At 65.7% G+C, this 13,878-nt stretch carries 13 protein-coding genes; 9 read left to right on the top strand and 4 right to left on the bottom strand.

What is annotated here, in order from left to right; genetic code table 11:
• Positions 1 to 14 precede the first annotated feature (14 nt).
• The 4 genes from M5J20_RS04265 to M5J20_RS04280 form a co-directional block, all read right to left on the bottom strand.
• Complete coding sequence (locus tag M5J20_RS04265; RefSeq protein WP_253576709.1) at positions 15 to 377, bottom strand: hypothetical protein; 363 nt, start codon at positions 375 to 377, stop codon at positions 15 to 17.
• Positions 377 to 1,252 (bottom strand): N-acetyl-1-D-myo-inositol-2-amino-2-deoxy-alpha-D-glucopyranoside deacetylase, encoded by an 876-nt coding sequence (gene mshB, locus M5J20_RS04270; RefSeq protein ID WP_253576712.1) that lies wholly within the window; start codon positions 1,250 to 1,252, stop codon positions 377 to 379. Before mshB ends, M5J20_RS04265 begins: the two co-directional genes overlap by 1 nt.
• Positions 1,252 to 3,168, bottom strand: a complete 1,917-nt coding sequence (gene typA, locus M5J20_RS04275; RefSeq protein ID WP_253576715.1) for a translational GTPase TypA — start codon at positions 3,166 to 3,168, stop codon at positions 1,252 to 1,254. The genes mshB and typA overlap by 1 nt, the downstream gene beginning before the upstream one ends.
• Before the next feature lie 94 nt (positions 3,169 to 3,262).
• On the bottom strand, positions 3,263 to 3,583 hold the full coding sequence (locus M5J20_RS04280; protein WP_253576718.1) for a hypothetical protein: 321 nt from the start codon (positions 3,581 to 3,583) through the stop codon (positions 3,263 to 3,265).
• Positions 3,584 to 3,827: 244 nt separating this feature from the next.
• Here M5J20_RS04280 and M5J20_RS04285 point away from each other — a divergent pair, with 244 nt between their 5' ends.
• The 9 genes from M5J20_RS04285 to M5J20_RS04325 all read left to right on the top strand — a co-directional run bounded on the left by M5J20_RS04285 (position 3,828) and on the right by M5J20_RS04325 (position 13,872).
• On the top strand, positions 3,828 to 4,508 hold the full coding sequence (locus M5J20_RS04285) for an Rv1157c family protein (RefSeq protein ID WP_253576720.1): 681 nt from the start codon (positions 3,828 to 3,830) through the stop codon (positions 4,506 to 4,508).
• Between the two features lie 3 nt (positions 4,509 to 4,511).
• The gene (locus tag M5J20_RS04290) at positions 4,512 to 5,048 is read left to right on the top strand and encodes a ribonuclease FAU-1 family protein (protein ID WP_253576723.1); all 537 of its coding nucleotides are present in this window, start codon (positions 4,512 to 4,514) and stop codon (positions 5,046 to 5,048) included.
• Positions 5,049 to 5,309: 261 nt separating this feature from the next.
• Entirely contained in the window at positions 5,310 to 7,022 is a 1,713-nt protein-coding gene (locus tag M5J20_RS04295; protein WP_253576726.1) for an ABC transporter family substrate-binding protein, read from the top strand.
• Positions 7,023 to 7,172: 150 nt separating this feature from the next.
• Positions 7,173 to 8,156, top strand: a complete 984-nt coding sequence (locus tag M5J20_RS04300; RefSeq protein ID WP_253576728.1) for an ABC transporter permease — start codon at positions 7,173 to 7,175, stop codon at positions 8,154 to 8,156.
• Between the two features lie 70 nt (positions 8,157 to 8,226).
• Positions 8,227 to 9,189, top strand: coding sequence for an ABC transporter permease (locus M5J20_RS04305; RefSeq protein ID WP_253576946.1), 963 nt, complete (start codon positions 8,227 to 8,229; stop codon positions 9,187 to 9,189).
• The gene (locus M5J20_RS04310) at positions 9,186 to 11,141 is read left to right on the top strand and encodes a dipeptide ABC transporter ATP-binding protein (protein WP_253576731.1); all 1,956 of its coding nucleotides are present in this window, start codon (positions 9,186 to 9,188) and stop codon (positions 11,139 to 11,141) included. Before M5J20_RS04305 ends, M5J20_RS04310 begins: the two co-directional genes overlap by 4 nt.
• Before the next feature lie 149 nt (positions 11,142 to 11,290).
• A complete protein-coding gene (locus M5J20_RS04315) occupies positions 11,291 to 12,223 on the top strand; it encodes a DUF808 domain-containing protein (RefSeq protein ID WP_253576734.1) in 933 nt (310 codons plus the stop codon).
• A gap of 22 nt (positions 12,224 to 12,245) precedes the next feature.
• Positions 12,246 to 13,361 (top strand): hypothetical protein, encoded by a 1,116-nt coding sequence (locus tag M5J20_RS04320; protein WP_253576738.1) that lies wholly within the window; start codon positions 12,246 to 12,248, stop codon positions 13,359 to 13,361.
• A gap of 88 nt (positions 13,362 to 13,449) precedes the next feature.
• The gene (locus M5J20_RS04325) at positions 13,450 to 13,872 is read left to right on the top strand and encodes a cupin domain-containing protein (protein ID WP_253576741.1); all 423 of its coding nucleotides are present in this window, start codon (positions 13,450 to 13,452) and stop codon (positions 13,870 to 13,872) included.
• Positions 13,873 to 13,878: the final 6 nt, after the last annotated feature.

Below are 13,878 nucleotides of genomic sequence, written 5' to 3' on the forward strand. Positions count from 1 at the left end.
CCTTCAGTATGGCACTACCCCCGGGCCCCGGGCCAAACGCCGCCCGCAACACCCGCCACCAGCAAACACGCGCTCAGCGGGAGCCCCACGCTTGCCGACGCCACCGTCCAACCCCCAAGCCCACAACCAGCGAGCCAGGCAACCAGGGGCGCGAGTTGCAGTGCCCGGGAGCGCGTCCACAGGCGAGCGGCCTTCGTCAGCACGAGGTTGAATGCAAACGCGGCAGGGACGGGCCACGGCACCGGCAGCTGACCGAGGTGCGCGTCAAGGTACGCCACTTGAATGATGGCCGAAAAGAGCGCGAACGCGGCGAGCCAGATGAACGCCTGGATAACCTCGCCGCGCGAGAAGTCCTCGCGGTAGGACGGCTGCGTCACTAGCGCTCGAGGCCGCCGAAGAGGCCAGCCCCGGCATCCGCGGGCGGGGTACCCGCACCCAGCTGGTAGTGCTCCACGCGCTGGATCGGCTGCATGATCAGGTTGGACAGGGCGTAGTACACCACCGGGCCGTCCGCGAGCACAGCGTGCGGATTGGTTTCGGTGATGCGGCCGTCGGCGATCCACAGCTGGGTGGCGTGGGCGCGCATGGCTGCGACCTTGGCGCTGTAAGCGTGCTCGTCGAGACGCATGCTCACGTCGGAGCGCTCCACGCCGTCCAACTCGCCGTCGTCGGGCAAGCGCCAGCCCTCGGGCGCCTCGGCTGGGAGGAGCGCGGCGGTCTCGGCGGCGAGGCGCACCGTCCACAGGATGCGCGGGACGTCGACGATCTTCGCCGCGGTGTGCGTGATCTCGTGCGCGCGGATGTGGTCGGGGTGGCCGTAGCCGCCGTCGGGACCGTAGGTGATCACGATGTGCGGGCGCTCGGCGGCGAAGATCTCGGCGAGCAGATCCACGGCGAGCTTGCCGGAGTTCACGAACGCGCGCGGGTCATCGCTCGCCGCGGAGCCTGCCATGCCGCTGTCGCGGAAGCGCCCGGCGCCGCCGAGGAACTGCCCGCGCACGCCGAGCGCCGCCAGCGACGCCTTGAGTTCGGCGATGCGGAAACCGCCCAGCTGATCTGCTTCGTCATTGACCAGGTGCTGGTAGGTCTCGCCGATGACTTCGCCCTCCTCGCCGAGGGTGCACGTCACCACGAGCACGTCGGCGCCGCGGGCGGCCAGGTTGGCCAGGGTGCCGCCGGTGGTGATGGCCTCGTCGTCCGGGTGGGCGTGGACGGCCACCACGCGGTAGCCGGCGAGGTCGCGCGCGGCCATTACTTGTTCAGCTGCTTCGCGCGGGAGCGGGCGCGGCCGCGCTCGGTGGCGTTGAGGATGATCTTGCGCACGCGCATGGCCTCCGGGGCGACCTCGACGCACTCGTCATCGTCGCAGAACTCGATGGCCTCGTCCAGGGACAGCGTGCGTGCCTTCTGCAGCGTCACGGTCGCGTCCGCGGTGGCGGAGCGCATGTTGGTCAGCTTCTTCTCCTTGGTGATGTTGACGTCCATGTCCTCATCGCGGGAGTTCGCGCCGACAACCATGCCCTCGTAGGTCTCCGCGCCCGGCTCGACGAAGAAGTCGCCGCGGTCCGCGAGTTGCTGTAGCGCGTACGCAGTGACCTGACCGGAGCGGTCGGCGACCAGGGAGCCGGTCGGGCGGCCCTTGATCTCGCCGGCCCACGGGCGGTGCTCAATGGAGTAGGAGTTGGCGATGCCGGCGCCGCGGGTCTCGGTCAGGAACGTGGTGCGGAAGCCGATGAGGCCGCGGGACGGCACGTCGAACTCCATGCGCACCCAGTCGCCGGAGCCGGCGTTGGACATGTTGGTCATCTGGCCCTTGCGGTTGGCCAGCAGCTGGGTGACAGCACCCTGGTGCTCGGACGGCACGTCGATGACCATGTGGTCGTACGGCTCGTAGACCTTGCCGTCGACCTCCTTCGTCACCACCTGCGGCTTGCCCACCGTCAGCTCGAAGCCTTCGCGGCGCATCGTCTCGATAAGCACGGTCAACGCCATTTCGCCGCGGCCCTGAACCTCCCAGGCGTCCGGGCGATCCGTCGGCAGCACCTTGATAGAGACGTTACCGATCAGCTCCTGATCCAAGCGGGCCTTCACCATGCGTGCGGTGAGCTTGTCGCCGCCGTTTCGGCCGGCCATCGGGGAGGTGTTGACGCCGATGGTCATGGAAATCGCCGGGTCATCCACCTTGATGCGCGGCAGCGGCTCGACGTGCTCCGGATCGCAGAGGGTGTCGCCGATCATGATCTCGTCCACGCCGGAGATCGCCGCGATGTCGCCCGCGATCACGGCCTCCGTCGCCGGCACGCGGTCGAGGCCCTCGGTGACCAGCAGCTCGGCGATCTTCACATTCTTGACGTGCTGGTTGCCGTCGGCGTCGTAGTGCACCCACGCCACGGTCTGGCCCTTCTTCACGGCGCCCTTGTACACGCGGATGAGCGCGATGCGGCCGAGGAAGGACGACGAGTCGAGGTTGGTCACCTGCGCCTGGAACGGCGCGTCGACATCAGCGGACGGCTCCGGCAGCACGTCGTAGATGACGTCGAACAGCGGCTGCAGGTCCTCGTTGTCCGGCAGCTCACCGTTGCCCGGGTTGTTCAGCGAGGCGCGGCCTGCGCGGCCGGAGGTGTAGAGCACCGGTAGCTCGAGCAGGTTCTCGGCGGCCTCGGCGGCCTCCGGGTCCTCCAGACCGGCGCCGAGCTCGAGAAGCAGGTCCTGGGCCTCTTCGACAACCTCGTCGATGCGCGCATCCGGGCGGTCGGTCTTGTTCACGCAGATGATCACCGGCTTCTTCGCGGCGAGCGCCTTGCCCAGCACGAAGCGGGTCTGCGGCAGCGGGCCCTCGGACGCGTCGATGAGCAGCACGACGCCGTCCACCATGGACAGGCCGCGCTCGACCTCGCCGCCGAAGTCGGCGTGGCCCGGGGTGTCGATGACGTTAATGACAAGGTCCGCGCCGTCCTTGCCCTGGCCGGCGCGGCGGATGGCGGTGTTCTTGGCAAGGATGGTGATGCCGCGCTCCGACTCCAGCTCACCGGAGTCCATGACGCGGTCGCCGTGCTCGCCGTGGTCGCCGAACACGCCGGACTGCTCCAGCATGGCGTTGACCAGAGTGGTTTTGCCGTGGTCAACGTGGGCGACAATAGCTACGTTGCGAAATTCGGGGTGAGACACGTGCGGCATCCTTTGCCTTTGAGGGGGTTGAACGCTTACACATTAGGGCTTTTTGCTTGCCGACGCACACCTGAGCCCGTCGGCAAGCAAAGCCCTACGCCTCGAGTGCTTTTTGAATCTCGGCGTACGCCTCCTCGAAGAAGCGGTCGTCCTTGTCGGTGCTGAACAGGCCCACCGGCCGGCGCGAGAGCTGGACGGTTGAGGTGGCGTCGTCGTTCGCGGCAACCTCGATCAGGACCGGGGCCTGGTAGTTCTGGCTCACCCAGGAACCCACCATGCGGTACTTCAGCTCGCTGCCGACGCTGGCTTTCAGTCCGTCATCCGACTGGGATTTCACGCTGAAGTTGTCGAATGCCGAAAGGCGCTCCACGATCTGGTCGATGGTCAAGGGAATAGTGAATGTCGGGTTTTTCATGTGATTCATTGTAGGAGCGACAACGCGAGTTTCCGCCGTGACTTTTCGTGCTTTTCGCTGGTAGGCGCTGCAGAGGAGCGTCGGAGAGCACAGGATCGCTCGAGCGAATACCCAAGAAAGTCCATGGATTCACCTTGACGTTGTTACGCGCGTGACTAATGTTACTGCTGTTGCTGGAATACACTGCAGTGGTTTCACTGTGCCCCAGTGCGCTTTCCTGTTTCCCGTGCCTTGAAGGACAGCCGTGCGCTTTTTCCGTTCGATTTCGCATGCCGCGACGCGCGTCGCAGCAGTAACCGCCGCCGCGGCGCTTGCGGTCGGCGCAGCTGCCGCCACTCCGGCAATGGCGCAGTCGTCGATGTACCTCGACGAGCTCGGGCGCCCCACTCCGTACGTTGTGGAACGCGTGCACGCGTTCGCCGATCAGCCGTTCGTGCCGCCGCAGGTCGCCAACGCGCTGCGCACCGCGGTCGGGTTCTACGCGGGCACCGGCGAGCTCGGCGGGCCGCCGCTGCCGGAGGACGCTCCCCCGTTCACTCAGTTCTATTGGCCGACGGTCTCCTCGAACTGCATCGGCGAGGGGCTGCACTCCACGGCGTCGGCAATCGTGGTGCCCGGCCCGACCACCACTCCAGCCCCTGGCGCAGGCGCCGGACAGGCCACATTCGTGTTCACTGCGCTGGGAACTCCGGCCGCCGCGGACGCCCAGGGTTTGATGCGCGTGTACTGGATCAACGTCGACACGATGCGCACCGGGGTAACGCCACTTGATAACAATCGGATAAACATTGCAGGACCGGCCACCTTGTCCGGCACCGCGGACACGGGCTTCGGCCGCGTGATTGCGGTGGTTGACGGCAGTGTTCGCACCGCCACTAACGTCTGTTCCTTTGCCCCGACCGCCGCTACATTCTCCGTGAGGTAACCAATGAGCACCGATCTTCACCCCGTGAAGCAGGAGACGTTCGACACGGCTCGGAAGACCAACATCGACCCGAAGGGCTACCTCCGCGAAGTTGATACGTTCCGCGTCACCGACTTCGGCCTCTACATGGCCCGCGGCGCCGACCACCCCGATTTCGGCTACTTGGAGAGCTGGCTTTTGCCGGAGCTGAGCCTGCGCGCCAACATCTTCCACTTCCGCGAGGGCGCGGGCCACGTGCAGGATTTCTACTTCGATGTCGCGGATATCGATACGGACGGCGACGTGTGGCACACCCGCGACCTCTACGTCGACCTGGTTTCGCTGACCGGGAACCCGATCGACGTGCTCGACATCGACGAGCTCGCCGCCGCCACCTCCGCCGGGCTCATCACCGCGGAGGAGGCCGAGAAGGCGATCGACGTGACGCTGACCGCGGTGGAGGGCATCACCCGCCACCAGGACGACGCGATGGAGTGGCTGCGCACACTCGGCATCGAGCTCACGTGGGCCGATGAGGTGGAACTGACGCCTGTCGGTTAGTTACAAGCGTCGAAAAGCAAAAGCCCCGTTGAGGGGCTTTTTTCGACGCTCGGGGTTACCCCTGTTGCGAAATTGTGACGCGCTAAGATTCTTGAAAATGCTGTGATCTGGCACCCAGTACGCTAGATTTTGTAGCAACCCGCTGTCTGCGTGATGTTTACCTGCTGTTCGCATTCCCGTAGGCAGCTGGCTCCCCTGTGAAGATTGCCTCCAACCGTCGCCGACGCGATGGGTGGATTACCTGAAAGGATCACCGGCCGAATGAAGAACCGTTTCCGCGTTGCCGCGATCGCTGGCCTCTCCTCCGTTTCCCTCGTCCTGGCATCCTGCGCCGGCAACGAGACCCAGACCGCAACGGAGACCGCAACCGAGACCAACACGGCTACCGAGACCGTCGCGGCCGCAACTGAAACCGCAGGCAGCGACACCATCGAGGTCAAGCCGGCGGGCGACTACAACCCGCTTGAGCGCGACCAGATCAAGGACGGCGGCGAGCTGACCCTGGCCCTCACCGAGCTGGCTGAGCAGCAGAACCTCTTCCACGCGAACATGAACCTGTACACCCGCAATGTGTGGACCAAGTACAACCCGGTCATGACGCTCATGGACGGTGACGGCACCTACCACCCGAACCCGGCCTACCTCACCGACGTCACGGATGAGACCAAGGACGGCAAGACCGTGGTCACCTACACCATCCACCCGGACGCCACCTACAACGACGGCACCCCGATCGACTGGACCGCGTACGAGAACACCTGGCGCTTCAACAACGGCTCCAACCCGGACGTGCAGGTCAACTCCACCGACGGCTACGAGCTCATCGAGTCCGTCGTCCGCGGCGAGGACGACAAGCAGGCAGTTGTCACTTTCAAGCAGGCTTACCCGTGGTGGCAGGGCCTCTTCGACGGCCTGGTGCCGCCGCAGGTTGACACCGCCGACAAGTTCATGAACGCCTACCTAAAGCAGCTGCACCCGGAGTGGGGCGCTGGCCCGTTCAAGGTTGAGAACGTGAACTTCGAGACCGGCGAGGTCTCCTTCGTGCGCAACGAGCAGTGGTGGGGCGAGCCGGCCAAGCTCGAGCGCTTCACCTACCGCGCGATGGAGGACCAGGCTTCCATCAACGCATTCCGCGCAGGCGAGATCGACGCCACCGGTGTGGGCACCCGCGACCGCCTCGAGACCGCGAAGCAGATGGGTGACGCAGCCGACATCCGCGTCGCACTGCGCCCGGCCACCTTCCTGATGACCATCAACTCGCAGGCACCGGGCCTTGACGACCCGAAGGTGCGCGAGGCGATCATGTCCGCCATCGACCGCTCCCAGCTCGCGGCCATCCGCTTTAACGGCCTGGGCTACACCGAGGAGCTGCCGGGTTCCTTCACCCTCTTCCAGACGCAGCCGGGCTACGAGGACAACTTCGGCGCCGTGGTCTCCTACGACCAGGAGAAGGCCAAGAAGCTGCTCGAGGAGGCAGGCTACGGCCCGTCCAACCCGCTGTCCGTGCGCTACGTGCTGCTGGGCGACAACCCGATGGTCCAGGCGTCCGCTTCCGCCATCCAGGCGATGCTGAAGCAGGTCGGCATCGACGTCCAGATCGAGGAGCGCCCGAGCTCCGACTTCTCCAAGGTCACCTCCGAGCGCGACTTCGACCTGTTCATGTCCGGCTTCGCCTCCTCCGACCCGTTCGGTGTGGCGTACTTCGGCCAGATCTTCGCATCTGACTCCGAGCTGAACAAGTCCGGCACCGGCTCCGCCGAAATGGACAAGAAGATCGAGGAGCTGCAGAAGATCGAGGACGCGGACAAGCAGATTGCCCGCGCCAACGAGCTGGAGAAGGAAGCTCTGCGCGAGTACGGCATCATGCCGTACGCGAACGGCCCGGAGATGGTTGCCACCAAGCCGGGTCTGGCGAACTTCGGCGCCATGTCCTTCGGCGTCGTGCCGATCGAGAACGTCGGCTGGGCCAAGTAAGCAGCGTCGAGCTCACCGCTTGAACCGCTGATGCTGCCGCAATAATCCGCCGGGGCCACTTGTGCTTCGGCGGATTTTTGCATCCCGTAGACTGCATCACCAAGCTATCGCCCGTGTGACGCGGGACGCACTTAACGACTGCGAGTAAGAATGTTTCGATACCTGATCAGGAAGATCTTGAGCTGGGGCCTCATCGTGTTTTTGGCCACCAACCTCACGTTCTTCCTAGCTAGCTTCTTCTTGGATCCACGCGCCAACTATCAAGGCCGTCGCCCACCTTTGAGCGAAGACCAAATTGACGCCCTGTTGCTGCCGAACAACCTGAGCCCCAACACGCCAATCCTGGAGCGCTGGTGGACCTGGCTCACCGGCATTCTCACCCGCTGGGATTGGGGCAACTCCCCGCTCGGCGACTCAGTCAATGAGCAGATTTCCTTCCGCATCTGGGTCTCCGCACAGCTGACGTTGGTAGCTACGTTGCTCTCCATCGTCATCGGTGTGGCTATCGGTGTGTACACCGCGTCGCGCCAATACAAGAAGGCCGACCGCATCTGGCAGGGCATCTCCATCATCACGATGAACACGCACGTGGTGGTTGCCTCGATCGCCGTGGTGTGGCTTGGTATCAAGATCAACGAGTGGACCGGCAAGCGAATCTTCTTCGTCACCGGTGCGACGTCGAGCGGTGTGACGGGCGCGTGGAATAAGGCGATTGACTTTGGCCAGCACCTGATCCTGCCCACGGTCTCGCTGCTGATCATTTCCTACGCCGGTTACCACTTCATGCAGCGCACCCTGCTCCTAGACAACCTGAACGCAGACTACGTGCGCACCGCGCGCGCAAAGGGCCTGACCAAGGCGCAGGCGGTGCGCAAGCACGCGCTGCGAACCTCGCTGATCCCGGTGGCCACCTCCGTCGCCTTCTCCGTGCCGGGCATCTTTACCGGCGCGGTGATGACGGAGCGCATCTTCGCCTGGAACGGCATGGGCCAGTACTTCATCCAGACCATCGCCCGCAACGACGTCCACGGCGCAGTGGCCGTTGCCGCCTTCGGTGCCGCCATGACTGCGGTGTCCGCCATCCTGGCCGACATCCTCGTCGTCGCCCTCGATCCCCGCGTCCGCGTGAGCTAAGGAGAGCGCCATGACTAACCGCAAACCTGAAGAGGTGCGCAAGACGACGGCGGGCGGCAGCACCCGCGTCATGCACGCCGCTCTCCCGGTCAACGACATGACCGCGACCTCCGATCCCAGCAGCCAGGCTGACAGCGTTGTCACCGAGGAGCCGCCCACCCAGGTGGCCGCGCTCCGCGGCACGTCCAAGAGCCGCATTTACTTGCGACGTTTCCTACGTAACCGCATGGCCGTCGTGGGCACCATCATCTTCCTGTTGCTGGTGCTGCTCGCCGTGTTTGGCAAGTTCATCAGCCCGTGGGGCTACGACGAGCCGGACTTCTTCAACCTCGCCACCGGCCCGAGCGCCGAGCACTGGTTCGGCACCACGGACTCCGGCAACGACCTGTTCGCACAAGTGGTGCACGGCCTCGGCCGCTCGCTGACCATCGCGGTCCCGGCGGCGCTGGCGATCACGATCCTGTCCGCGATCATCGGCGCCGGCGCTGCGCTCTACGGCGGCTCGCTGGAGAAGGTCGTCCTGGCCGTCATCCACTTCATGCTCGCAGTCCCGACCTTCCTGCTCATCGCTCTTCTGGTCTCCGGCTCCGGCGGCGACTGGAAGGTGCTCACGGTGGTGCTGATCGCCTTCGGCTGGATGTACCCCGCCCGTGTGATCTGGTCCCTCGCACTCTCAATCAGAGAGAACGACTATGTGCGCGCCGCGCGCTTCATGGGTGTTTCCCGCCCGAAGACGATCGTGCGCCACATCATCCCGAACGTTTCTTCGCTGCTGATCATCCAGTTCATGATGGGCGTGGTGTCCACGATCATGTCCGAGACGGCGCTGTCCTTCTTGGGCCTGGGCGTGAAGCTTCCCGACGTTTCCCTGGGTACCCTCCTGCAGACCGGTACCGGCACGCTTTTGACCACGCCGTGGCAGTTCTACTTCCCGGCTCTGATTCTGACCCTCTTGACGGTGTCGCTCGCCTTCATGGCTGACGGTATGCGTGATGCGCTCGACCCGAACTCGAACTCCGGAGGCCGAGCATGACAACCAGTATTTCCACCAGCGGCGGCGCAGCCCCGCAGAATCCGTCGTACGGCGACCCGGTGCTCAGCGTTCGCGACCTCCACGTTTCCTTCCCGTCCGAGGCCGGCGTGGTCTCCGCGGTGCGCGGCGTCGACTTCGACCTCTACCGCGGCCGCACTCTCGGCATCGTCGGCGAGTCCGGCTCCGGTAAGTCCGTGACGTCCATGGCCGTCATGGGCCTGCTGCCCGAGTACGCCAAGGTAACTGGCTCCGTCATGTACGGCGGCGAGGAGCTGCTGACGAAGAACGACCGGGAGATGTCGAAGATCCGCGGCAAGGAGATCGGCATGATCTTCCAGGACCCGCTCTCGGCGCTGACCCCGGTGTACGACATCGGCACCCAGCTCGTCGAAGCCCTGCAGGCTCACAACAACATCCCCAAGGGCAAGGCCTTGGACCGTGCCGCGGAGTTGTTGGACCTCGTGGGTATCCCGGAACCGAAGAAGCGCCTGAAGTCCTTCCCGCACGAATTCTCCGGCGGTATGCGCCAGCGCGTGGTCATCGCCATCGCGATTGCGAACAACCCGAACATCATCATCGCCGACGAGCCGACGACGGCACTGGATGTGACCATCCAGGCCCAGATCCTCGACGTGATCAAGGTGGCCCAGCGCGAGACCGGCGCCGCCTGCATCATGATCACCCACGACATGGGTGTCGTCGCCGGCACCGCCGACGACGTGCTGGTGATGTACGGCGGCCGCCCGGTGGAGAAGGGCGACGTCCACACCATCTTCAAACAGCCGCGCATGCCGTATTCCATCGGCCTGCTCGGCTCCACCCCGCGCGTGGACCAGCCGTCGACCGAACCGCTGACCTACATCGAAGGCACCCCGCCCAAGTTGGTCAACATGCAGGCCCGCTGCCAGTTCGCGCCGCGCTGCCCCATCGCCGTCGACGCGTGCCTCCAGGGCGAGCCGCCGATGATCGCCGTCGATGATGCCGCGGGCCACCAGGTGGCCTGCATCCGCCACGAGGAGATCCAGGACGGCAAGCTCAACGGCAAGCCGCTCTACCCCACCCCGGTGCTGCCGGAGGACAAGTACGCCGGCATCCCGCGCGAGGAGCGCGAGGTGACCCTCGAGGTGGAGAACCTGAACAAAGAGTTCCCGCTGACGAAGGGCGCGCTGGTGAAGCGCCGTGTAGGCACCGTCCACGCCGTGAAGAACGTGTCTTTCGACCTGCGCGCCGGCGAGTGCATGGCCATCGTGGGCGAGTCCGGCTCCGGCAAGACCACCACCCTGCTGGAGATCATGAATCTCGACCCGGCGCCCGGCAGCCGCATCGTCATTTGCGGCGAGGACGCCTCGAAGTTCAACACCGCATCCCGCCAGAAGGCGCGCCGCAACTTGCAAATGGTGTTCCAGGACCCGATGAGCTCACTCAACCCGCGCATGACGGTGAAAGAGATCATCCAGGAGCCGCTCGACGCGCTCGGTTACGAGGGGGACAAGGACGCCCGCATCGCGGAGCTCATGCGCACCGTGGGCCTCGACGAGTCCCAGATCGACCGCTTCCCCGGCCACTTCTCCGGCGGCCAGCGCCAGCGCATCGGCCTCGCCCGCGCGCTGGCAACGAACCCGGCGATCATCGTGCTCGACGAGCCGGTCTCCGCGCTCGACGTGTCGATCCAGGCGGGCGTGATCAACCTGCTCGAATCGCTGAAGCGCGAGCTGGGCCTGTCCTACCTTTTCGTCGCACACGACCTGTCGGTGGTGCGCCACCTGTCTGACCGCGTCGCAGTGATGTACAAGGGCGACTTCGTGGAGTTCGGTGAGGCGGACGACGTCTTCGACAACCCGCAGCACCCGTACACCAAGGCGCTCTTGAGCGCCATCCCGATTCCGGATCCGGAGGTGGAGCGGGGGCGCAAGCGGATCCGCTACACGCCGACCGAGGAGGCCGCGCAATAGCGCCGGACGCTGCCGCGAGAACCCGTGCCGAGCTCAGCACCAGAGCCCGGCGCGGGTTTTGCCGTTCCGCGCCGGGACCAAAACCCCCGCCGCTGCGCAACTGGTGGTAGTTTCGTTGCGTTACTGCACATTTTCCGGAAGGATCCCCGATGGCCGGTGGCCTCCTCGCTCTGCTCGATGACGTCGCGCTCATCGCCCGCACCGCTGCATCCTCCGTCGACGATGTCGCGGCGCTCACTGCGAAGACGTCCGCGAAGGCGGCCGGTGTGGTCATCGACGACGCTGCCGTGACCCCGCAGTACGTCTCCAACGTCACCCCAGCGCGCGAGCTGCCGATGATCTGGAAGATCACCAAGGGGTCCCTGCGCAACAAGCTCCTCATCATTCTGCCGATCGCGCTGCTGCTCAACGCGTTCGCACCGTGGGCGCTCACGCCGCTGCTCATGATCGGCGGCACGTACCTGTGCTTCGAAGGCGCGGAGAAGATCGTGCACAAGCTCACCGCGGACCACGAGGCGGAGCAGGAGCGGGCGGTGAACAAAAGCCCTGAGGATGAAGATTCGCTGGTCAAGAGTGCAATTACCACTGACCTGATCCTCAGCGCGGAAATCATGATCATCGCGCTCGACGGGATCGCAGATGAGTCGTTCTGGATGCAGGCCGCCGTCCTCATCGCCGTCGGCATCTTCATCACCCTCGCCGTGTACGGCGCGGTGGCGCTCCTGGTCAAAATCGACGACATCGGCCGCGGCATGATCGAGCGCGGCAACGCCCCGCGCACCGGCCGCGCGCTGGTCAAGGGCATGCCGCATGTGCTCAACGCGATCGGCGTGATCGGCACCATCGCCATGCTCTGGGTCGGCGGCCACCTGATCGTCCGGGGCTTCCACGAGGTCTTCGGCTGGCACTGGCCGCACGACATCATCGAGCGCGGTGCCGAAGCCGTCGGCGGCGGCTTCGCAAGCTGGCTGGTGGATACCGGTGTCTCGCTGGTCTTCGGCCTCATCACCGGCCTGCTGATCCTGGCCGTGGTGAAGCTGATCGGCAAGACCCGCGGCCGCACCGCCGAGGCTGCCGTGTAGCCCCGCGGGTTACAGTGGTGCAATGAGCACCCGCCTATACCCGCTCGCCCCGTCGGTGTGGGGCGCGGCCGAAGAAATCACGGCGACCGGCGTGGTCCAAGCCCTGCTCTTCGCCGAATTCGGCGGTCACGTGGGCGCGGCGTACGTGGATGTCTTGCTCGAGCCGCACCCGCTCACCGCTACGTGGCGCGTCCGCCGCGTCGGCCCGAACAGCGCGCAGGGTCCGGTACTCGGTGAGGTTCCCGCCGCCAAACGCGCGCGCTTCGAGGACACCTCGCGTATCGACGCTTCTTTGCTCCGCCCCCAAACCACAGCGGCCATCGCCCTGGACCCTGCGACTGGGAAGTTCGCGGTGCAGGTGCTGCTGCCGCCGCCGGTGCTCGCGGTGCCGCGCAACGACGTCCCCGCCGACGCGGTGGTGCTGCCGCCGGGTGACATGGTGGTGGTGGACACCGCCCGCGGCGAGTACAACGCAGAGCTGCTCGGGGCCCGCTCCCCCGGCCAGTGGTTTGTGGCTCTGCACCGCATCGGCGACTCGGTCGCTGCCACGCTGGGCGACAAGGTACTCGGCGGCTTCGATGCCGCGGATGCCGAGGAGCTGGGCTACATCCTCGAAGACACCGCCGCCGAGGCCGGCGAACGCCCCGTCTATGCCCGCGCCTTCCTGCTTGACGGCATGGCGGGCATCAGCGTCGCCGGCCCCGAGGAGGGACTCCAACGCGTGCCGACGCTCAAAGTCCCCGACCAGCGCTCCCTCTCCCCCTGGCGGGTCGAGGAATACGCGGATGGGACGTGGGGAGTCCTCGTCGACCGCGGCCACGTCATGGACGAGACCGAAGCGCCGAAGCCGCGCCACACCGCGCGCTACGTCTCACTCGCGGGCGGCGAGCGTCCTGAGGATCTTGCGGCGCCGACGGAAATGTTCGGCCGCGTCGACATCCCGGATGCGGAGCTCCGCCGCGGCCGCCACGCAGCGCCGGAGGGTGCGAGCGGCAGCGCGGTGCGGGTGGCGCAATTGGTGGCGAAGCAGACGTCGGCAAGCGTGGAGCCCTCCGAGGGCTACCTCACGGAGGTGGAGAAGGTGCGGTTGCGGCGCGCGAAGCGGATCGCGGGCGAGGGCGGGCGGCACCGTAAGTAAGCGAAACCTCACTTAGCGTGGCCTCTCACCAGCGAAAATCGCTACGCTGGGCGGTGACCGATTGCAAGCGAACGTAAAGGAGCACGTTATGAGCAACGATCACGGCCCCAACCCGTACGTGGTTGACATTGAGAAGGCCACCGTGGAGAACGAGGCGTTCCGCGACACGCTGTGGACCGGCAAGAACCTCCAGCTGACTGTGATGACGATTCCGGTTGGCGGCGAGATCGGCGCTGAGATCCACGACGATCACGATCAGTTCCTCCGCCTCGAGGAGGGCGAGCTGCGCGCGCAGATCGGTGCGAGCGAGAACGACCTCGAGATCGACCAGGTTGTCGGCGCTGACTGGGCGGCATTCGTCCCGGCCGGCAAGTGGCACAACTTTGTCAACGAGTCCGACGCTCCGGCGAAGCTGTACTCCATCTACGCTCCCGCCGAGCACGAGCCGGGCACCCGCCACGAGACGAAGGCCGACGCGGACAACGATCCTCAGGAGACCGACGGCGTCTAAACGCCT

It is taken from the genome of Corynebacterium stercoris (assembly GCF_024160105.1).
Lineage (GTDB): Bacteria > Actinomycetota > Actinomycetes > Mycobacteriales > Mycobacteriaceae > Corynebacterium > Corynebacterium stercoris.